Origin of the sequence: Kitasatospora cinereorecta (assembly GCF_024172095.1) — a bacterium.
GTDB classification, from domain to species: Bacteria; Actinomycetota; Actinomycetes; order Streptomycetales; family Streptomycetaceae; genus Kitasatospora; species Kitasatospora cinereorecta.
In genome coordinates, this window is the sequence record NZ_JAMZDX010000009.1 from 284,201 (window position 1) to 304,771 (window position 20,571).

Sequence of the window (20,571 nt, forward strand, 5' to 3'; positions counted from 1 at the left end):
GGCAGGGGCTTCAGTGCCCAGGCGGCCGCTGTCGCCGAGCCCAGGTCGCAGCGCGTCGCGGGCGTGGGGGTCGACCACGTGTGGCGTGTCGCCCAGGGAGCGGGCCTGACGGCGGATCCGGGCGTCCGGCGGGCCCGGACGGGCTCCTGCCCGGTCGTGGTCACGTGGGTCGGAATGCTCATGCCGCCCTCCGAAAGCCGTTGGCCTGGTGCCGGTCGCGAACGTGGACGTCCACCGGACGCCGGCGTGTTCGGCCGGGACCTCGGTGGGACGGCCGATCAGGTCGTCCGGCCGTCCTGTCGTCCACGCTAGTGGCGGCGAATCGGCCGACCGTGGTACCGCGGGCGCGACCCCGGCGGTGGAGCGGCACCTCGGTACTACGCCGGACGGGGGAGCGGGGCGCCGTAGTTGCCCGCAGACAACCGGCGTCGCGTTGCGTCCGCCGGAATATGGCATAGCTTCCGCATGTGACATCTGTCGACCGGCGCAGCGTTCTCCGTGCAGCTGCCCTCGGCGCCGGCGCCGCGGCCGTCGCAGCCTGCGGCGCCGATGTTCGGCCGCCCGTACCCGGCGTCGTCGTCCCGCCGTCGTCGGAGCCCCCCACCCCCACCGCCCGCTCCGCCGACCCCTCCGCGGGCGGGCCGCTTGTGCCGCTGCCGGCCGGTCTGCCGTTCCAGCTCACCTCCGGCCCGCCCGACCGGGACCGGGTGGCCCTCACCTTCCACGGCCAGGGGAGTCCGGAGATCGCGACCGCGCTGCTCGGCGAGGTGGCCTCGGCGGGTGCCCGGATCACCGTGCTGGCGGTGGGGACCTGGCTGGACGAGCAGCCGCAGCTCGCCCGCCGGATCCTCGACGGCGGCCACGAGCTGGGGAACCACACCCTGAACCACGGCGACATGTCGGCGCTGGACCCGGAGCGGGCCTACGCCGAGATCGCCGGCTGCGCGGAGCGGCTGGAGAGGCTCACCGGGTCGAAGGGCCGCTGGTTCCGCCCCTCCCGCGCCCGCGACTGCACCCCCACGGTCGCCGCCCAGGCCCTCCGGGCCGGCTACGAGCACTGCCTCGGCTACGACCTGGACTCGCGCGACTTCACCGACCCCGGCGCGTCCGCCGTCCGCGACACCGTGCTGGGCCGGGTCCGGCCCGGCTCGATCGTGAGCCTGCACTTCGGGCATCAGGGGACGGTCGCGGCGCTTCCCGCCATTCTCGACGGACTGACCGCGCGCAACCTGCGCCCGGTCACGGCAACGGAGTTGTTCAGCTGATGGCCATCACCCAGCATGCCCGCGCAGGGAAGACCCTGGCGGCCCTGTCCCTGGCGGCGTGCTGCGCGCTCGCCCCGGCCGCCTGCGGCGCGCCGCCGGCCGCACCGTCCGGGGCGCCCTCCGTCGCCGGGGCGCCCTCCGCCCCCGAGGGGTCCGCCGGGGGCTCGGCGGCCGGGTCGCCCACCGGGTCGCCTGCCGCCGCGGCGCCCGCCGGACTTCCCGGCATGCCGGCGCCGCTGGACCCCGGCGACCTGTACGCCGCCGACCGCCCGGGCCTGCTGTCACCCGTCGTGCAGTCCTTCCCGTCCAGGGTCTACGTGCCCAACACCGAGTCCGACACCGTCAGCGTGATCGACCCGGCGACGTACCAGGTGGTCGAAACCCTGCACGTCGGACGGCAGCCGCAGCACGTCGTGCCGTCCTGGGACCTCAGGACCCTGTGGGTCAACAACGACCTCGGCAACAGCCTCACCCCGATCGACCCGGCCACCGGAGCGGCCGGCCGGCCGGTCGACGTGCACGACCCGTACAACCTGTACTTCACACCGGACGGCAAGTACGCCGTCGTGATGGCCTCCAAGGACCGGCAGCTGGTCTTCAGGGACGCCCACACCATGGCGGTCGTCAAGTCCGTCCCGGTGGATTGCGCGGGCGTCAACCACGCCGATTTCTCTCCGGACGGCCGCTACTTCGTGGTGTCCTGCGAGTTCTCCGGCGACCTGCTCAAGGTGGACACCGCCTCGATGACGGTCCTCGCCGAGCAGAAGCTCCCGATGGACGGTGCCATGCCGCAGGACGTCAAGATCGCACCGGACGGCCGCACCTGGTACATCGCCGACATGATGGCCAACGGCCTGTGGGTGCTGAACGGCGACACCTTCGCCACCCCGACCCTGCTGCCCACCGGCAAGGGCGCGCACGGACTGTACGTCAGCCGGGACTCCAAGAAGATGTACGTCTCCAACCGGGGCGAGGGCTCCATCTCGCTCCTCGACTTCGCCACGGGCACGGCCGATGTGAAGTGGCGGATCCCCGGCGGCGGCAGCCCCGACATGGGCGGGGTCTCGGCCGACGGCAAGGTGCTGTGGCTCAGCGGCCGCTACAACGCCGAGGTGTACGCGCTGTCGACCGACGACGGGCACCTGCTGGCCAGGATCCCGGTCGGCTCCGGCCCGCACGGGCTGTGCGTGTACCCGCAGCCGGGGCGCTACTCCCTGGGCCACACCGGCGTCTTCCGCTGACCCGGGCCGGCACCCGAGGCCGTCACCCCGAGGGGATCACGAAGGTCGACGAACCCATCCGCCACCGGCCCCGGCCGCCCGCCCGCCGTGGCGGGGCGGCTGGTGGGGTCTCAGTGTCGGCGGAATGCAAGGACGCCCCGCGTCGCTTCGCTGCGTGGGACCGCTACGCGGTGGCCCCGGCGACGGTCGAGCGCCGCAGTCCGCGCAGGGTGGCGTAGGCGGCCACGACGAGTACGGGGACGGGTAGCAGGGTGAGGGTGACATCGTCCAGGCCGCGGGAGCCGAGCAGCACGCCGACCAGCAGCGAGAGCACCAGGTTGTTGCCCGCGTGGGCCAGCGCGGCCGGCCAGATGCTGCCGCTGCGAGCGCGCAGCCAGGCGAGCAGGTACTCCTGGCAGAGCATGGAGGCCGTCCACGCCAGCAGCCCGGCGGCCAGGTGGGGGAAGTGCAGGTAGCCGAGCAGCGCCAGTGGGTAGTGCCAGCCGGCCCAGATCAGTCCGGTGAGCAGGACCGACAGCAGCGGCCGGTCGGGCAGCAGCCGCAACCGCAGGTAGCCGGTCCATCCGAACTCCTCGCCCCAGTAGAGCGGTGTCAGCACGCCGGCCAGCACGGTCAGCAGCAGCGGGACCGACCAGCCCGGCAAACCCGGTGCCAGGTCGGCCAGTCGGCCGAGGTCCGGACGGAGTCCGAGCAGTGCGGCCAGTCCGAGGGCCGCACCGGCGAGCAGCAGCGGGGTGAGCCAGGCGGCCAGGTAGTAGGGCCAGGCCCGGCGCAGCCGTAGGGCCAGCCCGGCGTCCCGGAAGCCCTCGTGGGTGACCCAGCGGCGTACCACCACCGCGGCGACGGCCGGCAGTACGGCGAACGGCAGTTGGGCCAGCGGGTTCACCAGGGAGAGCCGCAGTATCAGCCGGGCCAGCAGCAGCCAGGCCCAGCCACCGCCGAAGGTGATGGCCAGGAACACGGCCACACCCTTGGTGCGAGAGTTCATCGAGCTGTCCTTCCGTCAGGTCGTTTCGGCACGATCCTGGTTCGCGAACGCGCGGACGACATCACGGAATGGCGGGAGAATCCGGTCCCCCGATCGGGGGAGGTGTGCTGCCCGGGCCGCGACGATACTGGCTTTCATGGTGAGGGGAATCCGTATTCCAGGGGTGGGGGCGCTGCTGCACGGCACCTGCACGGGAGCACTGTTCGCGATGGTCGCCGTGCCGGCGGGCATTCCGCTGATGATTCCGGCGCTGGTTCCGGTCCTGGCCTGGCACCACGGGCCGGACGCCGTGAAGGCGCTGGTCCTCCTTGTGTCGTGGGCGGTGCTCCTCGGTGTGCTCGGACTGGCCGACACCACGCGGCGGGTGCTGATCGGGGCCGGGCGGCGGCTGCTGGGTGTGCCGCTGCCGCCCCCGGCGGGCCGGCCGCGCGGGGCGAACCGCTGGCGCACCCCGCTCTGGGTGCTGCTGCACACTGCGCTGGGCTGGGCGACCGCCCTGCCGGCCGGGATGCTGCTGCTGGCCGGACTGGTGCCGGTCGGCGTCTGGCTCGACCTGCTGGGCAAGCCGGTCAGCAGCGAGCGACTGGTCTGGTTCGGCCTGGTGGTGCGGGTGCACCAGGGCTGGCCGGGGGCCTGGGTCTGGGCCGTGGCCGCGGGCTGCGTCTCGCTGGCCCTGGTGGTCTGCGCCGTTTCGGCGGCGGTGCTGCGGCTGCTGGCACCTCGGTTGCTCGGGCCCTCGGCGGCGGAGCGGCTGGCCGCGGCGGAGCAGCGGGAGCTGTTGCTGGCCGGCCGCAACCGCCTGGCGCAGGAACTGCACGACTCGATCGGCCACACCCTGACCGCCGCGACCATCCAGGCGGCGGTGGCCGGTGAACTCATGTCGGCGGATCCGGCGGCGGCGCGGGCGGCGATGCTCGGCATCGAGCAGTCGGCGCGTACCGCATTGGACGATCTGGACTACGTGCTGGGCGTGCTGCGGGCCGAGGCCGCCGGGACGGCGCCGGCGCGCGGGCTGGCCGACCTGCCCGCGCTGCTGGACCGGTTGCGCCACACCGGAGTCGTGGTGGAGTCGGAACTGTCGGGGGAGTGGGCGCAGTTGCCGTCGACCTTGTCCCGCGAGGCGTACCGGATCCTGCAGGAGGGCCTGACCAACGCGCTGCGGCACGGCGGCGGCGGACCGATCGCGGTGCGGGTGGCGGCCGGGCGAGCCGAGTTGGAGCTGACCGTGGTCAACTCGCCCTCCGGCACACGTGGCCCGAGCGGCCGACGCGAGAGACGTGGCCTGATCGGGCTGCGGGAGCGGGTGCGGCTGCTGCAGGGCGAGGTGACGGCCGGCCCGCACGGTTCGCAGTGGCGGCTGGCGGTCCGGCTGCCGGTACGGTGGTCGGCGTGACCGATCGCCCCGTCTCCCTGCTGATCGCCGACGACGACGAGGTGACCCGCAGCGGGCTGGGCACCCTGCTGGCCGCCCAGCCCGGCATCACCGTGGCAGGCTCGGCGTCCGACGGGGTCGAGGCCGTCGAGCTGGCCCGACTACTGTGCCCCGACGTGGTCCTGATGGATGTTCGGATGCCACGCCGGAACGGCATCGAGGCCACCCGGCTGCTGCTCAGGGCCGACGGCGCGGTGCCGAAGGTTGTGGTGATCACCACGTTCGAGAACGACGACTACGTCACCGCCGCGCTGAGTGCCGGGGCGAGCGGCTTCGTTCTCAAGCGGCTACCGGTTCCGCAGATCGCCGAGGCGATTCGGGTGGTCGCCGCCGGCGAGGCGATCCTCTTCCCGGCAGCGCTGCGGCGCATGGTCACCGCCCGCCCGCTCTCCTCGGCCGACGCCCTGCCGCGGGCGACGCTCACCGGCCGGGAGGAGGAGGTGCTGCGGTTGATGGCCACCGGGCTGTCCAACCCGGAGATCGCGCAGCGCCTGGTGGTGAGCATGGAGACCGTCAAGACACATGTCGGGAACGTACTCGCGAAGTTGGGGGCGCAGAACCGCACCCACGCCGTGGTGCTGGCGTACGAGTCGGGCTTCGTGGTGCCGGGGCTCGCGGACCGGCTCTGACGGCGACCGCGCGAAGCGGCTCCGATCAGTACTCCGGATCACCGGCGTAACCGGCCCACGGTCGGCAACGGATGTTCCGCAAGTCTCCGCAGGGGACGTGATCGTGAGGCATGATCGGATACGAACTCTCGTGGCGGAGCCGGTGGCGCCGCTCCCAAGAAGGGCACCTCTGCAGATCAACGCGTGCGCCACCGTCGTCGCTCGCCCGGTGCGCTCGCGAGCCTGTCTGTCCTGCGAAGTGGATCACGAACCATGCCTGTTCACATAACCGATTGCTCCTTCAGCTACCGGCGGGGCTCCCACGTTCTCAAGGACTTCAGCCTTCGCCTCGACAAGGGCTGCAGCGTGCTGCTCGGCCCCAACGGCGCCGGCAAGTCGACCCTTCTGGGACTGATCGCCTCTGCGCTCCGGCCCGAAAGCGGCCGAATCACCCTCGACGGACTCGACACCCGCAGCACCAAGGACCTCAAGGCCTATCGACGCAGGGTCGGCTGGCTTCCCCAGCAGGTACCTCCGGTCCCGGGCCTGCGGGTCAGGGAGCAAGCGGCCTACGCGGGCTGGCTGAAGGGCATGTCCCGCAGCGAGGCGTGGGAGCGGTCGCGGCACGCCATCGACAAGGTGGGGCTCTCCAGCCTTGCAGACCGGCGCAGTTCGGAACTCTCCGGTGGCCAGCTGCGCCGCCTCGGCATCGCGCAGACTCTGGTGCACGACGCGGAACTGGTGCTCTTGGACGAACCCACCGCAGGGCTGGACCCGGTCCAGCGCGGTGTCTTCCGCGAGCTGATCGCCGGACTGCGCCACCTCACCACCTTCGTCGTCTCCACCCACCAGACCGAGGACCTGGCCGAGATCTACGACACGGTCGTCCTGCTGGACCGGGGGCAGGTGCGCCACCAAGGACCGATCGACTCCTTTCTCGCGCTCGCACCCCACGACGCCCCGCCGGAACGGCGTGCCGATGCCGCCTACGCCGGCATCGTCACCGGGGAGGTCTGACCGTGCACTGGCGCACCATCGTCCGGACCTCCGCAGCACTGCGCGCCGCACCGGTCGCCCTGGTCTGGATCCTGATGTACAGCGGCCGGATGACCGGCTGGATCACCGACGGCTACTGGCCTTCCGTCGCCGCCCAGAGCAGCTTCCTGCTGAGCTTCACCGCACCCGCCGTCGCCGCCTGCGGGGCCTGGGAAGGCCTGAAGGTTCGCCGGTCCGACGTCCTCGGCACCGCACCCGCCCGCTCCACCACCGCCATCGCGCTGTCCGTACTGGCCCCGGTCCTCACCCTCGGCACCGTGTCGGTCCTGGCGGCCCTCGCGATCTTCGTCCCGCAGGCCGGCGGCACCCCGGGCTGGCCGACCGCCGCCATCATCGCCGTCGAACTGCTGGTCGTCCTCGCCCACACCGCGGCCGGCTACGCCCTCGGACTCACCCTTCCCCGCCTGCTCGCCGTACCGTTCGCTCTCGTCGCCAGCTTCCTGTGGATGGCCTTCCCCTCGACCCTGGACGCCTTCTGGGTACGCCAGCTCAACGGCCGCAACCTCACCGAATGCTGCGCCCTGGACGAGGTTCCGGCCCTGCGGGCCGTGGCGGCGCCGACCGTGGCCGTACTCGGGCTGCTCGCGGCCGCCTGGATCTGGACGACGCTACGCGACCGGCGTCGGCTGCTCGCCGTCGTGACGCTGGCGGCAACCACTGCCGCAGGAGCGTGGATTGCCGCACCGCTCGGCTACCGTGCGGCCACGGCCCGTCCGGCGAGCGAGCAGACCTGTACCGCGACCACCACACCACGGGTGTGTCTGTGGCCCGAGCAGAAGGCCGACGCCTCGAACATCACCGAGTGGGCCACGCAGGCACAGCAGCGTCTCGATGCCGCCGGTCTCACGGATTCCGCCACCGTGTCGCCGTTCTCCAGCCGTCCCGGCCAGGACGAGGTCCGATCGTTGGTCGCCCTGGGCCACATCCCCGACCGGCCCCCGCAGTGCGCAAGGGAACGCGGCGGACGTTGGCTTGGCGCCGAGGCTGTCGGCCCGCTGTCGTCCTGGCTGAAGCTGACTGCCGGCGTCACTCCTCTTACGGTGCAGGGCCGTTATCGTGAGCAGGAGCTACGAATCGCGAGCCAGGTCATGGCACTCCCACGCGACGAACAGCTCGCCTGGTTCAGGTCCAACGCCGACACGTTGACCCGGTGTGACGCCAAGCCGGCCCTGGATCCCGCCCAGTGCCACCACCCCGGTACCCCCTCGTTCGAGGCAGCCCGACGATCTGGTGGCTCCGGATCAGATTCGTTCCTGCCGTCGCTGCCAGCCTGGTCGCCTGCATCCTGCTGGGCGGCGCCGCGAACTCGGTGACCGTCCCCATCCCCGTCATGATCGGTGGGCTGACGTTCGACCTGCCCATGTCCTCGCTCCTCCCGCTGATCCCCGTCTGTCTCATCCTGGAAGGGCAGGCCCGCGCCGACCGGCTCGCCGAACGCGTCGCCGTCCGGGCTGTCGACAGATGGGATGCGGGCTTCATGGCCCTGTGCGTCCTGACCGGCATCCTGGCCGCCGCCGGCGTCGCCATCGCGGACGCCGGCACCGCAGCCACCGCCATGGCCCGCGACTTCACCGGCTACCTCGGCCTCGCCCTCGTCCTCCGATGGCTCGGAGGAGCACGCCTGGCCTCCGTGGCCACCGCAGTGTTCCCCTTCTTCTGCGTCTCCTTCGGCCTCGTGCACAACCGGCCCGGCATCTGGGCCTGGCCACTGCACGACGCCAACTCGGTTGCCGCAGCCGCCCAGGCGCTGCTCCTCCTCACCGTCGGCGGCGCCACGCTGCTGCTCCCCCCGCTCCGCAGACAGGGCGACAGCGACGACGAATAGGCCGTGTTGCTTGCGAAAGCCGGCGAGCCGGGTGCACCCCAGACTTCGCCGTCGAGCAGCGCCATTCCCAGTACGGGTCACGCCTTCCGCCTGCGGCGGTGCGGCCGCGTGATGTTCACCTCGCTGCGTAAGCTGTTGGCTCGTGTGCCTGTCTGTGATGTCAACGTGCACGCTGACGGGTTCCCGTTCGACCGAAGGACCGAGCCGTGCCCGACCGACCTGAGATTGTCTGCATCTGCGGCTCTACCCGGTTCGTGGACGAGATGCGTGCGGCGAACCGTGATCTGACCTTCGCAGGTGTCATCGTCGTCGCGCCAGGCGAAGCAGACGAGCTGATCACCCACGAGCAGAAGACCGCGCTCGACGCCCTCCACCTGCGCAAGATCGACCTGGCTGACCGGGTTCTGGTCGTCAACCCCGGCGGGTATATCGGCGAGTCCACGAGCAGGGAGATCGCATATGCCCACGCCACCGGCAAGCCGATCTCGTTCACCGATCAGTGCCTTGCCGCCACACTCCACTGGGTCCAGACCTTTGGCAACACGGATCCGCCTGGCTCAACTACTCTGACTCCTCATGATCGAATCCGGGATTGAGGTCAGTGAAGGTCTGGTCCGCGCCCTGTTGCGGGAACAGCATCCCGACTTGGCCGAGCTGTCCATCCGTGAGGTGGCGGGCGGCTGGGGCAATCAGATGTGGCGGCTGGGGGAGGAGTTGGCCGTCCGGATGCAGCGGATGGACAACTCGTCCGATCTTCAGCTCAAGGAGCGTCGCTGGCTGCCGCTGCTGGCCTCGCGTCTGCCGCTGCCGATCCCGACGCCCGTACGGGACGGTGCACCGTCCGAGCGGTTCCCCAAGATCTGGACCGTCATGACATGGGTCGACGGCACGCCGCTCGACCACGGCTCCATCACCCGTACTGACCACGCGGCCGACACGCTGGCGGCCTTCCTCAAGGCGCTGCATGCGCAGGCGCCCGCCGACGCGCCGGACGCCTCGGATTTCGGCGCTCACCCCAGGGACTGCACGGACGGTTTCGAGCACTTCCTCCAGGCCGTGGACCTCGACCACGTCGGCGAGGACGCCATACGGGCCGTCTGGGACGACGCCGTCGCGGCTCCCCAGTGGGAGGGCCCGCGGGTGTGGGTGCACGGTGACCTGCATCCCGCGAACGTCGTCGTCGCGGACGGGACCCTGGCGGGCGTCGTCGACTTCGGCGCGCTCTTCGCCGGCGACCCGGCATGGGACCTCGCCGCTGCCTGGCTGCTGCTCCCCGCGGGCGGTGCCTCACGGTTCTTCGACCGCTACGCACAGGCGGACGAGGCGGCGGTACGGCGGGCGCGCGGGCTGGCCGTGATGAAGAGCCTGTTCTTGATGCTGATGGGTCAGAACGGTGACCGGGGCCTGCCCGGCGGCAAGCCGGAGTGGGGGCCCGCAGGCCGGTCGGCACTTGACCGCGTCCTGAAGGGCGTCTGAGCTGCAACGCGTGCGTGGCGAGGTCGAGCCTGTGCGCGATGATGCCGATCTCCCGGACGGGAACGGCACGTTCAGCGGGGGCGGTCCCGGACGTTCCGGGTGATGGGTCGGGTCCGGGGCCGCCTCGTCCGGCTGCGCATCCTGTGGCGGGGAGCGGTCGTTGTGCCGCCTGGGGCCGCGCGGCGTGGCCCCAGGGAAGGCGAGAAGCGGATCGTGAAGAGCGGAAAGAGCAGTACGAGCGGTGCAAGGAGCAGGAGCGGTGCTGCGGGAGGCCGCGGGCGTGGTGTGCTGGTGACCGGCGCGACCGGGGGGATCGGCCGGGTCACGGTCCTGCGCCTGGCGTCCCGGGGGTGGGACGTGATCGCCGGGGCGCGGGATCCGGTGAAGGCGGCCGCGCTGGTGGCACAGGCCGAGCAGGCGGGGGTACGGCTGCGCACCGTGGTCCTGGACGTTGCCGATCCGGCCTCGTGCCGGCGGGCGGTGGACCAGGCCGGGGAGATGGCTGCGGGCGGGCTGTGGGCGCTGGTGAACAACGCCGGTGTGCCGCAGGCCGGGGCCGTGGCCGATGTCGGCGACGAGCAGGCCCGCCACGTGCTGGAGGTGAACCTCCTCGGCGCGGCGCGCCTGTGCCGCCTGGTTCTGCCCGCGATGCACCGCCAGGGCGGCGGACGGATCGTCAACATCTCCTCCGGGCTGGGCCGGGTGCCGTGGCCGATGGGCGGCTGGTACAGCGCCGCCAAGCACGGCCTGTCGGCGCTCACCCACTGCCTGCGCGTCGAAGCCGCCCACCTGGGCGTGCGGGTGTGCCTGGTGGAGCCCGGCGCGTTCGCCACCCCGATGCTCACCACCGCCCTCGCCGACCTCACCGCAGCCCGTACCCCCGACGCCCCGGGCTACGACCGCACCGCCGCGCTGTTCAACGCCGTAGACCGCCACGTACCCGGCCCCGAGCCCGTCGCCCGCACCGTCGAGAAGTGCCTGACCGCCACCCGCCCGCGGCCCCGGTACACCGTCGGCCGTGACGCCCGCCTGCTCGTGCCCCTCCACGGCGTCCTCCCGCTGCGCGTGACCGACCTGCTCAAGCACGCCGTGTGCGGCCTGCCCCGCACCCCGACCCCCGGCCCGCACCCGGGCAGCCCTGACGGCGGTACGGCGGTCCGCCCGCCGGGGCCCGAGACCACGGGCACCGCCGCCGCCCCCGGCGTCGCGTCGCCGACGGAAGGCGCCCGCCCGTGACCGGCTACAGCCGCATCACCCATGCCACCGTCCACCTGCCCGACGACCGCCAGAACACCCACCAGATCGAGGAACGGCTGCGCCGCCACAGCCCCGGGCTGCGCATCCCCGACGGCCTCATCGAACGGACCTTCGGCCTGCGCGAACGCACCCTCGCCCGCCCTGACGACCTGCCCTCCGACCTCGCCGCCCGCGCCGCGACCACTCTCCTCCGCCAGGCCGGCCTCGACCCCGCCGACATCGACCTGCTGCTGTTCGCCGCCGTCAGCGCGGACGTCCGCGAACCCGCCAACGCCCACATCGTGGCCGCCAAGACCCGCCTCGCCTGCCCCGCCTTCGACGTCTCCAACGCCTGCAACGGCGTCCTCAACGCCCTCCAGGTGGCCGACGCCCTCATCCGCACCGGCCGGCACCACCGCGTCCTCATCACCTGCGGCGAGACCCTCTCCCGCCTGTCCCGCTGGCACCTCACCCGTGCCACGCTGCGCACGGGCCTGACGTCGCTGACGGGGGCGGACGTGGGGGCGGCCGTGCTGGTGGAGGCCTCCGAAGTACCGGGCATCAGGGCGTCGGCGTTCTGGGCCAACTCGGCCGGCTGGCCGGCGGCGACGCTGTTCGACCCGCAGCACGCCCCTCACCGGCCTCGGGGTCTGCACGTCGACTCCGACCGGCTGCTCGCCTCGTTCCTCGGTCTGGACGAGCCGGTGCGGCTGTGGCTCAAGGAGCGGCTCAACGAGCAGCGTGCGGACGTCGGAGCGTTGGACCTGGTGGGCGTCCACCAGCCGTCGGTGCCGTTCGCGGACACGTTCTGCCGTCGGATGGGCGTCGAGGCGGGCCAGGTGGTCACCACCTTCCCGACGGTCGGGAACGCCGCCGCGGCGAGCCTGCCGCTGCAACTGGCCCTCGCCGCAGAGCAGGGACGCCTCGCCCCCGGCGCCGAGATTGCCCTGTTCGGACTGGCCAGCGGCGCCAGCGCGGGTGTGATGCTGATCCGGTGGTGAGCAACCGGCCGGCGTGATCGCGTTTCGCAGCCGGTACGGCATGGGCGTCCGGAGCAACGGCTGGGCGGACGAGGGGACCGGCGGACGGTGCGCCCTCATGCCGGCGAGGTCCCGAACGCCTCGCCACGCCGCACCTGCCCGCCCGGCTCCCGGGTGCGGTTGGCGTACTGAGCGGCGGCGCTCAGAGGAGCAGCGCTTCGCCGAGCAGCTCGGGTGCGGCGGTCAGTGACTGCTCGCCACCGTGCGTGTGCCGTCTGCGGCCGTGGTGACCTGCACGCAGAACCGGGCGTTGATCTTCGAATAGCCGTCCTTGCTCTTGTACTCGGTGGTGGAGCCGTCGGCCTTGTCGCACACGCCGGTGGTCGAGGGCTCCGTCAAGGGAGCCGCGTGGGCGAGGGGAGCGGTCGACACCAGGGCGAATGCGGCGACTGCGGCAAGTGCGGTCACGGGGCCGGTGCGCTGGGGCACGGGTGCCTTCCTCTCGGGAGGTGACAGATCATTTGGTAAGTACCAACACGATCCGGCCGCCCCGGGTAACGGCACTTTTCGGGCGGTGATATGGCGTGATATGTGCTCTCTGTGCGTACCGTAGGGGGAGGGGTGAGCATGCCGATTCTCAGCAGACATCCCGCCCCGACGGGATCGGTCGTTCAGTCGGAAGACTGCCGAAGCGGTACCGGACACCGGTGTGGTCCGAATGGTGAAGGCCGGCACCCCAGGGGTGCCGGCCTTCCCTCGCCTTCCCTCGCCTTCTCGGAGCCCCGGCAGAGTACTGCGCCGGAACGGCGCTCGCTCGGGTGGCTTCGTCGGGCGCCGGTCTGCGGGTGGTTCAGCGCTGGGTGCGTCGGCGTCGGACGGCGGTCAGGAGGCCGATGCCGAGGGCGGGAAGGGCGACGCTTGATGCGGCGAGCAGGCCGGCGGAGACGGCGTCAGGCAGGGCGAGGGTCGGGGAGGACGCCTCGGACGCCGGCCTGCCGGCGTTGGCGAACTCCGCCCCGGTCTCGGTGCTCGAGCCGGCGGCCGGCGTGAGCGGCCGGGCTTGGGCGAAGTCCGCGGTCGGAGCACCGGTTTGGTGCCGCTGCTGGGCCTCGATCGAGATGATCGGGTTGGCCGCCTTGTAGGGGCCCTCGTACGCCCAGGCGGGGCCGGTGGTGAGGAACTGGACGCCGCCCGCGAGCGCGGCGGTGACGGTGACGGCGGCGAACAGGCGGGCATTCTTCGCGGATAAGGTGATAACGGACGTGCGCATGGTGTGACCCCCCGAGGTCTTGGTGCTGACGATGCGGTTGAAGGCCGCCCGGCCCCCTCGTGCCGGGTCCGGCGGTGGCGCCCCCCGGTTCCTGCCGGTCTCGCTTGCCGTCGCCCTTCACCCGTACAGACGTCCGTCCCGGTGGGAGGTTGCAGGCTGGTTCGGAGATTTCCGAGAGTCTCCGAGTGGCCCTCGAGTGGCCTGTCCGGCTCTCGACGACGACGTGACGATGCGTGCACCAGAGCGCGCACACGAGGTGTAAGTCGCGTGTGAGTGCGGCGTAAGCGCCTCCTGGCAGCGTGGCTGTGCCGGACGAGGACGGGCTCCGAGAGCCGAGGTCGTCCGTGTCCGCGGGGTGCACCACCCGGCCCCGCCGAGTCCACGCACGGGGAGTGCCCGGCCCGACCGGGCGCCCCGTCCATGCAAGGAGGTACCTCATCATGCGCACCATCGCCAAGCGCGCCGTCCAGGGCGTGGTCGCCGGGGCGCTCGCGCTCACCGGCATCGCCGCCACCAGTGGCACCGCCAGCGCCTTGACGGCCGGGAACGAGTACGTGTTCCGCAACCAGAACACGGGCCGCTGCCTGGACGACTCCGGCGACGGCAACCACGACCTGATGCGCGGCTACCCCTGCAACGGCAGCTCCCAGGACGGCGGCTGGCAGGGCTGGACCCTCTGGTAGGAACCGCCGTCCGGCACCGAGCAGCTTCGCTCGGACGGCTGTCCGCCGCCTCCGTCCCGGACCACCGGCGGGGGCGGCGGGCCCGCGCCGAAACCGACGGTGGACCGGGACGAGCCGCAGCCTCATCGAGGCCACCACGCGAACGGTGCCAGACCTGTCGGACCGCCCGTCCCCGGCCGCTCGGCAGGGCCGCCTCACCCCGGCCGACTACCGTGCGGCATGCCAGCCCGGCGGGTGCCCCGTTCTCCCAGCATTCGCCTGCACGCGCTCGCCGCCCTCGGGTCCGGGACCGGTTGTGAGTGGAGCGCCCGCAGAGGCGCGACCAGGGGAGTGCTGTGCTGCGGACAGTGCCGCCGGTGGTGTTCAACCATGCCACCGTCGAGGGCGTCGCGGTGGACGTGGTGGCGACCGTACGGGATGCCGCGGCACGGTTGCACGCGGTCGGCAACGGTGCTGTCGAGCAGGTCACCGCTGTCGCCGCCACGGAACTTGGAGGATGCGGCAGCACCGTGAACACCGTCTCGCTGGGCGTGGCCGACCCCGACCTGCTGTACGCCGGCAACGCTCCCGAGGCTGTTCCCACCGTGCCTCAGCGAGGGGCTGTCCGGTGCGGAATGTGTCCTGGGGCCCTGGGGGCCAGGTCTGCGGGCTCCTGGCGTGGGTGGGAGTGGGGTCGGCGGGCGCTCAGCCGTCCGCCGGGCGCGCGGCCGCGCCGGAGGTCAGCCGCCAGAGCCCGGCCACCTCGTAGTAGACGCCGTTCACCACCTGCAACAGCAGCAGCGTGACCGGCCAGAGCAGAGCGCCGAGGCCGGGCACCAGGTCCACCGGCAGACAGTAGGCCATCACGACCCGCGCGGCGGCGTCGATCAGCATCGCCACGCCCCAGATCGCGGTCGAGACCCGCCAGATCCGCCGGAAGGCCGGCTCGCGTTCCCACAACACGTCCCAGGAGGTGCCGTCGGAGCGGAACCGACCCTCCAGCAGGGGGCGGCCGCCGTGGAAGAGCAGCGGGCGCCTGGCCCTGATCGAGATCAGGAACCAGAGCCCGGCCACGCCGGTCAGCCAACCGTCCTTGGCCAGCAGGAACCGGGGGCTGCCGCTGACCAGCGCGGCTGCAACGCCCAGCAGCATGGTCCCGGCGACGAATCCCGCCATGCCCTCCAGGCTGCGCGTGCGCAGCCACTGCACCACCGTGGTGAGTGCCGGCAGGAAGGCGCCGGCCAGCAGCGCGACGAAGACGCTGACGCCGGCGGCGCGCAGGCCGTAGTACAACGCGATCGGGACCGCGACGTCCCACACGACACCGAGCAGCAGACGTCGCCCGCTCGGCCGCGGCTGTGCCTCGGGGGTCGTCACCGCCGGCACCTCCGGGTGGTCATGACATCCTCCGGGTCGCGAGAAGGGCCAGGGTGGTGATCTCACGGACGCGGTCGCCTACGCTCGGACAGGGCGGCTGTGTCATACGTACGATCGCGGACTCCAGGGTGAGTGATACGAGGGTGATGTCGAACGCCCGGAACTGCCCGATCTGTTGGCCGGCCCGCCGAATTGGTTCCTCGATCCAGGTGGTGAGCCGCCCTCGTCCGTCCGTAGTCGCTCTCGGCCGGCACCTGGACGGCGGCCGCGATGATCGGCCGCGGCGTGCGATCGATCCCGTCGATCGCTGCATGCCGCGACCGCCCCTGCTACCTGCACAGGTAGCTACTTCCTTGCTGAACAGCGGTCAAACCTTAGGCCGCGTCCGGCGGCTCGCGGATGCCCGGACGATGCAATCCGGCTGATCGAGGCGGCTCTGGCGAGGAGGGTGCGGGTGACTCCTCCACTGCCCTCACCGGATCGGTGCGGGCCGACTCCGCTGCGGCGGCCTGCGCGTCGTACACCGGGTCGCCCCGCGGATGCACGGGGGTGGACGGCCCGCAGGCCGCTACCGGGCAGCTCAGAACGGGCGACCGTCGTGCCACGGGCCGTAGGCCAGGGCAGTGGGCCTCCGGGGCCTGGGCCGTTGGAGGACCGCCAGGGCGTCGTCGATGCGGCCGAGGTCGATGAGGTAGCCGGCCAGGGCGCGACTGTCGGTGTGGCCGTGCTGCCGGAGGACGGTGACGGCCTCCTCGGCGCGCCCGGCGTCGGCGAGCAGCCGGGCGATGGCGGAGGCCGCGTAGGAGTCGGCACCTCCGGGATGGTTCCGGGCGTGGACGATCGCTTCCTCGATCCGGCCCCAGCCCTCCAACAGCTCGGCGGTGGCTACGACGGCCCTCCACCAGCCGGTCGCCAGGTACGGGGCGAGAACCCCCAATGCGTCGGCCTGCCGGCCCTGCGCACCCGCCAACCGCGCCCATGCGAGCGCGCAGAACCATTCCCCGCGCCGCGCCTGCACCTCCACGACGTCTACATGGCCTCGTTCGAGCAGCCGCGAGGCGAGCTCCGGCGGGATGCATCCGGACCGCGTCCGGGCCCGGTAGTCAAGATCGGAAGCGTCCACGGCCACGGACCGTAGCGCTTGCCCCTGACAGCCTCGAAGACAGCACTGCTGGGTGGATCGTACGGTAACCGGCTGCTGGCACGTCATCACTACCTCGGTCACCGCCCGGTTTTCCGGCCGCGGTCCCAGCCCGGCCGCCTGGAGTACGGCCGGGCCGGGGCCGCGGCCCCGGCGGCACAGCCGACCGCGCCGGCGCCGTCGGTACCGCTGCCGGGACACTGGAGCGGACGCTCCCCGAGGGGGATCACAAGGCCGTCATCTCCTCGAGGTCGGCGAGGAGCTCGGAGACGGCGACGGGGTCGAGGTCGCCGAAGCGCAGCGGGTACTCACGGCTCGACCAGTGGTCGCCGGGGGCGGTGTCCAGCCAGACGGTCTCGAAGGTCTGGTCGGGGAACTCGCTGACCACGCCCACCCAGATGCCCTCGTCGAGCTGGATCACCAGGTGGCAGCCGTCGGCTATTCGCTTGGAGAACCAGCGCTCGATACCCGCGTCCTGAGGTGCGCCGCGCTCCCAGCCCTTCTTGGTCATGCCGAGCAGTCGGCCCACCGGGACGGTGACGCCCTCGTAGCGCGGCAGCCGGTTGGCGGCGGCGTCCCGCGCCGTCAGTCGGTGCACCGGGCGGCCGAGCTGCGGGAAGGGCTGCAGGATCTCGTAGTCCGCGAACAGCTCCGACCAGGCCGACAGTTCGGCGCCGAGGTGCAGCGGGTGGGCCAGGCGCACGCTCGCACCCTCGGGGAGGGCGTACTCCTGGTCGGAGGCGTCGGCGAAGGTGCGGTCCTCGGCGACCCGGAAAGCGGTGGTCGGTGCGCCGGCCGCATCCGCCAGCCAGACCAGACGGCGCGCCAGGTGCCAGACCAGCGGGTGGCGCAGGAACAGCTCGTCGAACTCCGCCGCTGACCAGGACCGGCCGGAGACCATCGCCGTCTCCAGTCGGCGGATCTGGTCGGTGGCCACCGCGCGGACGTCCTTCTTCAGCGCGGCGAACCGCTTGCGCTCCGCCGGGGCCAGCTCCTGGTCGTCGCGGACACCCGGCGCCGGCAGGTCCTTGCGCCGTTTGCCATCGGCGTCCAGCACGTACGGTCGCAGCTGCTCGTCGAAGCCCACGGTGAACCGGCGCGGACCGTAGTCGACGACCGTGGTGCCGTCGGCGTCCAGGCCGAGATCGGGCACCAGCCGGTCGGACAGTTGGTCTCCGGTCAGCCCCAGCCCCTTCGCGACCTCGGCGATCTTCTCCTGGGCGCGCAGCTTCAGTGCCTTGAACTTCACCCGCTGGGCGATTGTGTGCAGATGGAGCAGCGCGACGTCGGTGCCGATCTCGGCCAGGACGCCCAGCCCCTCCACCGCGCGGTGGTGGGCGCCCTCGCCCGGCCAGTCGCGGACGATGGGGGTGAGCCGGCGGACCGTCCCGTCGTCGCCCAGCACCCCGAGGGCGGGCAGCACCCAGCTCTCCTTGGCGGGCATCGCGGCCTGCCGCCACTGCTCGAACAGCGCCCAGCCGAATGCCGCCAGTGAGTCGGCCCGGCACGCGTCGATGGCCACGGCGAGGCCCGGGTACGGGGCGCCCGGCTTCGACAGGGCCAGCATCATCAGCACATGCTCGGTAGCGCTGTCCGGCAGCGCCTCGCCGGAGGCGAGCAGCAGCTGCGGCAGGACGGCGGGTCGCAGCCAGGCGGGCAGCACCGGCATCCGGGCAGGCAGCGCGGTCTCCAACGGATCCGCGCCCAGCGCCTCGGCGACGATCCCGGCCGCCTCCGCGCCGTAGCGGTCGGCCGCGGCGGCCCGTACGGACTCGGCGCCCTCGGCTGCGGCGACCACCCGCAGCGCCTGCTCGGCCGCCCGGCGGCCCGGACCGTCCGGACCCACCGCGTCCGGCACCAGCAGCAGCGCGGCCGGTATGCCGTGTCGGGCGAACCACGAACGCGCGGTCGGCTGCACCGACTTGAGCCGGACCAGGCCGTCCGCCATCACCCGTGCCGCGGTGATGTCCAGCACCGGCAGCAAGAGCGGCGCCAGGTTCGCCGGCTGCGACCGGGCGGCGAAGACCGCCATCGGCACCGCCGCCGAGCCATACTTGGCGAGGACAGGGCGCAGGTGCTCCAGCCCGTTCCACAGGTCGTCCGGCTGCCAATTCTCCACGTACGGGGAGAGCACACCCATCGGTCCCTGAGCGAGCAGCCGACAGGCGTACCAGAGGCCCTGGCTCCCGTTGAGCGCCTGCTCGGCGGTGACCGCCCAGTCGGTGTCCGGCGGGTACTGGTAGCCGGTGAACTCTGTGCGGGCCCAGCGTTCCTGCTCGCCGTCGTCCCAGAGCAGCGCCGAGGCGCTGTCCGGCTGCAGGCCGCTCAGCACGCGCGGCATGCGAGAGGTGCGCCTGCGGGTCCACGGCGGCGACACCAGCAGCGGCGGCAGCGCATCCGCGGAGGCCTCGGCGATCCGCTCGGCGGCGGCGTCCAGGGCGCGGACCAACCCCGCCGTGGAGGAGTCGAGTTGCGGCAGGATCTCGGGCAGGTGGGTGCGGTGCAGCCGGACATGGCTGTCGAGCAGCTGCCGGGCGGCGGGCGCGTTCTTGCCGGAGTCGGCTGCGGCCGCGGCGAGCAGCCGGACGGCCCGGACCGGATACCGGGTCATGGCCTTCTGCAATGCGGGCCGGGAGTGCTTGTCGTCCAGGGCGGAGAGCAGGAAGCGGAAGGCGTCGTCGGTGGGGAACACCGTCGCCGCGTCGGTGATGGCCCGCGTGTGGTCGGAGCCGTAGCCCCGCCTGAGCGCCTCGCCCAACAGCCGGGCGCAGGCCGGCCCGAGCGCGTCGGCGAGGGTGGCGAACAAGTCCACCGTCCACGCGTTCCAGAGGATCTCGGGCGAGGGGCCGAGGCGGAGCAGCTGGGCGGGATCGTCCAGCGCCTGCATCAGCATCGTCCGCATCCACGGGCCGCCGTCGCCGTAGGGCTCGTCCGCCAGGCAGTCGTCCGCCCAGCCCGGCGTTCCCGGGGCGAGGAAGGCGGCGACGACCCGACGCTCGGGAGTGGTCCGGCACACCGCGAGCGCCTCCACCACCTCCCGGTAGGAAGCCTCGTCGGTGACGGCGAGCAGGGCGCGGACCCGGGCTGCCAGACCGCGCTCGTAGTGCCGGGTGCTGCTGTACTGGTACCCCTGGGGGACGTGTCGGCGCACCATCACATCGGTACGGTGGTAGCCGGTCTGCTGGTAGGTGGTCGCTACCTCGAACGTGTGCACCGTCGCCCGGGCGGCGAAGGCCGGCCCGTGCTGGGCGATCCACCGGTCGGCGATCGGCGACCGCTTCAGGAAGGTGTCCCCCATCCCGGCGAACAGCATGCTCGCCACCGCGGCCGCGCCGAGCGCGTCCGGCTCGCCGGCCAGGTAGGACTGCGCGGCGCGCACCAGCTCGGGGTCGGAGGCCGGCGCGGTGAGTACCTGGGCGATCCAGTGCTGCTCGTCGGCGAGTTCGGCCGGCCCGAGCTCCCGGACGGCGGGCGCGGCCGACGTGCCGGCGGGCACGGCGGTGCCGGAGCGACGGGGAAGGACCTTGGTACGCCACTCGGCGGGCAGTACGAAGGAGTGCTCGTCGGGCAGCCCGGCAGGCTCCTCGACCGGCGGCGCAGCCGTCTCTGCCGTCGGCTCGGGGGAAGCCTGCGCAATCTGCGGACCGGTCTCGATGTAACCCTTGCGCTGCTTCTCCGCGACCAGCCTGGCGAGGTGCGCCCTGGCCGCCTCGTCCGAGGCCAGCTCCTTGAGCTGCTCGCGGCCGGGAGTGCCGATCCGCCCGTACCGGACCCGCACCAGGGCGCCCTCGGCCGCCGCCTCCCAGAACTTCGCCGAACCGTCCCCGACCAGCTCCCAGCGCCGCACCGTTCCTCCTCCACGCCGTGGGTGATCAACGCCGAAACCCTAGCGATCGCCTCGGACAGTCCGCTGACGCCCTGTCCGGGCGGCGTTCCTGGCCCCGCCCCGCCCCGTCGTCCCTGTCTGTCCGGCACCAGTTGTCCCGGGTCGGGCGGTGTCGTCACCGGCAGTAC

General features: G+C 72.5%; 18 protein-coding genes. 12 read left to right on the plus strand and 6 right to left on the minus strand.

The genetic code is table 11. The annotated features are described in order from the left end of the window. Positions 1-467: 467 nt before the first annotated feature. Both FHR36_RS38660 and FHR36_RS38665 read left to right on the plus strand, forming a co-directional pair. The gene (locus FHR36_RS38660; RefSeq protein ID WP_253804944.1) at positions 468-1,265 is read left to right on the plus strand and encodes a polysaccharide deacetylase family protein; all 798 of its coding nucleotides are present in this window, start codon (positions 468-470) and stop codon (positions 1,263-1,265) included. Further along, a complete protein-coding gene (locus FHR36_RS38665; protein ID WP_407660899.1) occupies positions 1,265-2,506 on the plus strand; it encodes a YncE family protein in 1,242 nt (413 codons plus the stop codon). The genes FHR36_RS38660 and FHR36_RS38665 overlap by 1 nt, the downstream gene beginning before the upstream one ends. Before the next feature lie 163 nt (positions 2,507-2,669). Here FHR36_RS38665 and FHR36_RS38670 read toward each other — a convergent pair whose 3' ends face one another. Continuing rightward, entirely contained in the window at positions 2,670-3,494 is an 825-nt protein-coding gene (locus FHR36_RS38670) for a CPBP family intramembrane glutamic endopeptidase (protein ID WP_253804945.1), read from the minus strand. Positions 3,495-3,630: 136 nt separating this feature from the next. Here FHR36_RS38670 and FHR36_RS38675 point away from each other — a divergent pair, with 136 nt between their 5' ends. From FHR36_RS38675 to FHR36_RS38715, 9 genes are all read left to right on the plus strand, one after another. Further along, entirely contained in the window at positions 3,631-4,887 is a 1,257-nt protein-coding gene (locus FHR36_RS38675; RefSeq protein ID WP_253804946.1) for a sensor histidine kinase, read from the plus strand. Then, positions 4,884-5,555, plus strand: coding sequence for a response regulator (locus FHR36_RS38680; protein WP_253804947.1), 672 nt, complete (start codon positions 4,884-4,886; stop codon positions 5,553-5,555). The genes FHR36_RS38675 and FHR36_RS38680 overlap by 4 nt, the downstream gene beginning before the upstream one ends. 252 nt (positions 5,556-5,807) lie before the next feature. Next, entirely contained in the window at positions 5,808-6,551 is a 744-nt protein-coding gene (locus FHR36_RS38685) for an ATP-binding cassette domain-containing protein (protein WP_253804948.1), read from the plus strand. Between the two features lie 2 nt (positions 6,552-6,553). Continuing rightward, positions 6,554-7,903 carry a DUF7224 domain-containing protein gene (locus FHR36_RS38690; RefSeq protein ID WP_253804949.1) on the plus strand — a complete coding sequence of 450 codons (1,350 nt, stop codon included), beginning with the start codon at positions 6,554-6,556 and terminating at the stop codon, positions 7,901-7,903. A 17-nt stretch (positions 7,904-7,920) separates the two neighbouring features. Next, positions 7,921-8,415 (plus strand): hypothetical protein, encoded by a 495-nt coding sequence (locus tag FHR36_RS38695; RefSeq protein ID WP_253804950.1) that lies wholly within the window; start codon positions 7,921-7,923, stop codon positions 8,413-8,415. Positions 8,416-8,621: 206 nt separating this feature from the next. Further along, positions 8,622-9,011 (plus strand): hypothetical protein, encoded by a 390-nt coding sequence (locus tag FHR36_RS38700; RefSeq protein WP_425557973.1) that lies wholly within the window; start codon positions 8,622-8,624, stop codon positions 9,009-9,011. Further along, entirely contained in the window at positions 8,992-9,891 is a 900-nt protein-coding gene (locus tag FHR36_RS38705; protein ID WP_253804951.1) for a phosphotransferase, read from the plus strand. Before FHR36_RS38700 ends, FHR36_RS38705 begins: the two co-directional genes overlap by 20 nt. A 291-nt stretch (positions 9,892-10,182) precedes the next feature. Then, entirely contained in the window at positions 10,183-11,127 is a 945-nt protein-coding gene (locus FHR36_RS38710) for an SDR family oxidoreductase (protein WP_253804952.1), read from the plus strand. Beyond that, positions 11,124-12,128 carry a 3-oxoacyl-ACP synthase III family protein gene (locus tag FHR36_RS38715; protein WP_253804953.1) on the plus strand — a complete coding sequence of 335 codons (1,005 nt, stop codon included), beginning with the start codon at positions 11,124-11,126 and terminating at the stop codon, positions 12,126-12,128. The genes FHR36_RS38710 and FHR36_RS38715 overlap by 4 nt, the downstream gene beginning before the upstream one ends. A 222-nt stretch (positions 12,129-12,350) precedes the next feature. On the opposite strand, the gene FHR36_RS38720 is transcribed toward FHR36_RS38715, so the two are convergent. Further along, entirely contained in the window at positions 12,351-12,596 is a 246-nt protein-coding gene (locus FHR36_RS38720; RefSeq protein ID WP_253804954.1) for a hypothetical protein, read from the minus strand. A gap of 361 nt (positions 12,597-12,957) precedes the next feature. Next, complete coding sequence (locus FHR36_RS38725; RefSeq protein WP_253804955.1) at positions 12,958-13,377, minus strand: hypothetical protein; 420 nt, start codon at positions 13,375-13,377, stop codon at positions 12,958-12,960. A gap of 440 nt (positions 13,378-13,817) precedes the next feature. Here FHR36_RS38725 and FHR36_RS38730 point away from each other — a divergent pair, with 440 nt between their 5' ends. Then, positions 13,818-14,060, plus strand: coding sequence for a hypothetical protein (locus FHR36_RS38730; protein WP_253804956.1), 243 nt, complete (start codon positions 13,818-13,820; stop codon positions 14,058-14,060). Positions 14,061-14,744: 684 nt separating this feature from the next. On the opposite strand, the gene FHR36_RS38735 is transcribed toward FHR36_RS38730, so the two are convergent. The 3 genes from FHR36_RS38735 to FHR36_RS38745 form a co-directional block, all read right to left on the minus strand. Beyond that, positions 14,745-15,416, minus strand: a complete 672-nt coding sequence (locus FHR36_RS38735) for a VC0807 family protein (RefSeq protein WP_253804957.1) — start codon at positions 15,414-15,416, stop codon at positions 14,745-14,747. A gap of 580 nt (positions 15,417-15,996) precedes the next feature. Further along, positions 15,997-16,539, minus strand: coding sequence for a hypothetical protein (locus FHR36_RS38740; RefSeq protein ID WP_253804958.1), 543 nt, complete (start codon positions 16,537-16,539; stop codon positions 15,997-15,999). A 244-nt stretch (positions 16,540-16,783) separates the two neighbouring features. Further along, entirely contained in the window at positions 16,784-20,404 is a 3,621-nt protein-coding gene (locus FHR36_RS38745) for a WGR and DUF4132 domain-containing protein (protein WP_253804959.1), read from the minus strand. Positions 20,405-20,571: the final 167 nt, after the last annotated feature.

What these genes read in the sequence shown, in the direction of transcription:
- FHR36_RS38665 (WP_407660899.1), top strand. Translation starts at nt 1,265, where the DNA reads ATGGCCATCACCCAGCATGCCCGCGCAGGGAAGACCCTGGCGGCCCTG.
- FHR36_RS38730 (WP_253804956.1), top strand. Translation starts at nt 13,818, where the DNA reads ATGCGCACCATCGCCAAGCGCGCCGTCCAGGGCGTGGTCGCCGGGGCG.
- FHR36_RS38685 (WP_253804948.1), top strand. Translation starts at nt 5,808, where the DNA reads ATGCCTGTTCACATAACCGATTGCTCCTTCAGCTACCGGCGGGGCTCC.
- FHR36_RS38695 (WP_253804950.1), top strand. Translation starts at nt 7,921, where the DNA reads ATGATCGGTGGGCTGACGTTCGACCTGCCCATGTCCTCGCTCCTCCCG.
- FHR36_RS38725 (WP_253804955.1), bottom strand. Translation starts at nt 13,377, where the DNA reads ATGCGCACGTCCGTTATCACCTTATCCGCGAAGAATGCCCGCCTGTTC.
- FHR36_RS38705 (WP_253804951.1), top strand. Translation starts at nt 8,992, where the DNA reads ATGATCGAATCCGGGATTGAGGTCAGTGAAGGTCTGGTCCGCGCCCTG.
- FHR36_RS38670 (WP_253804945.1), bottom strand. Translation starts at nt 3,494, where the DNA reads ATGAACTCTCGCACCAAGGGTGTGGCCGTGTTCCTGGCCATCACCTTC.
- FHR36_RS38675 (WP_253804946.1), top strand. Translation starts at nt 3,631, where the DNA reads ATGGTGAGGGGAATCCGTATTCCAGGGGTGGGGGCGCTGCTGCACGGC.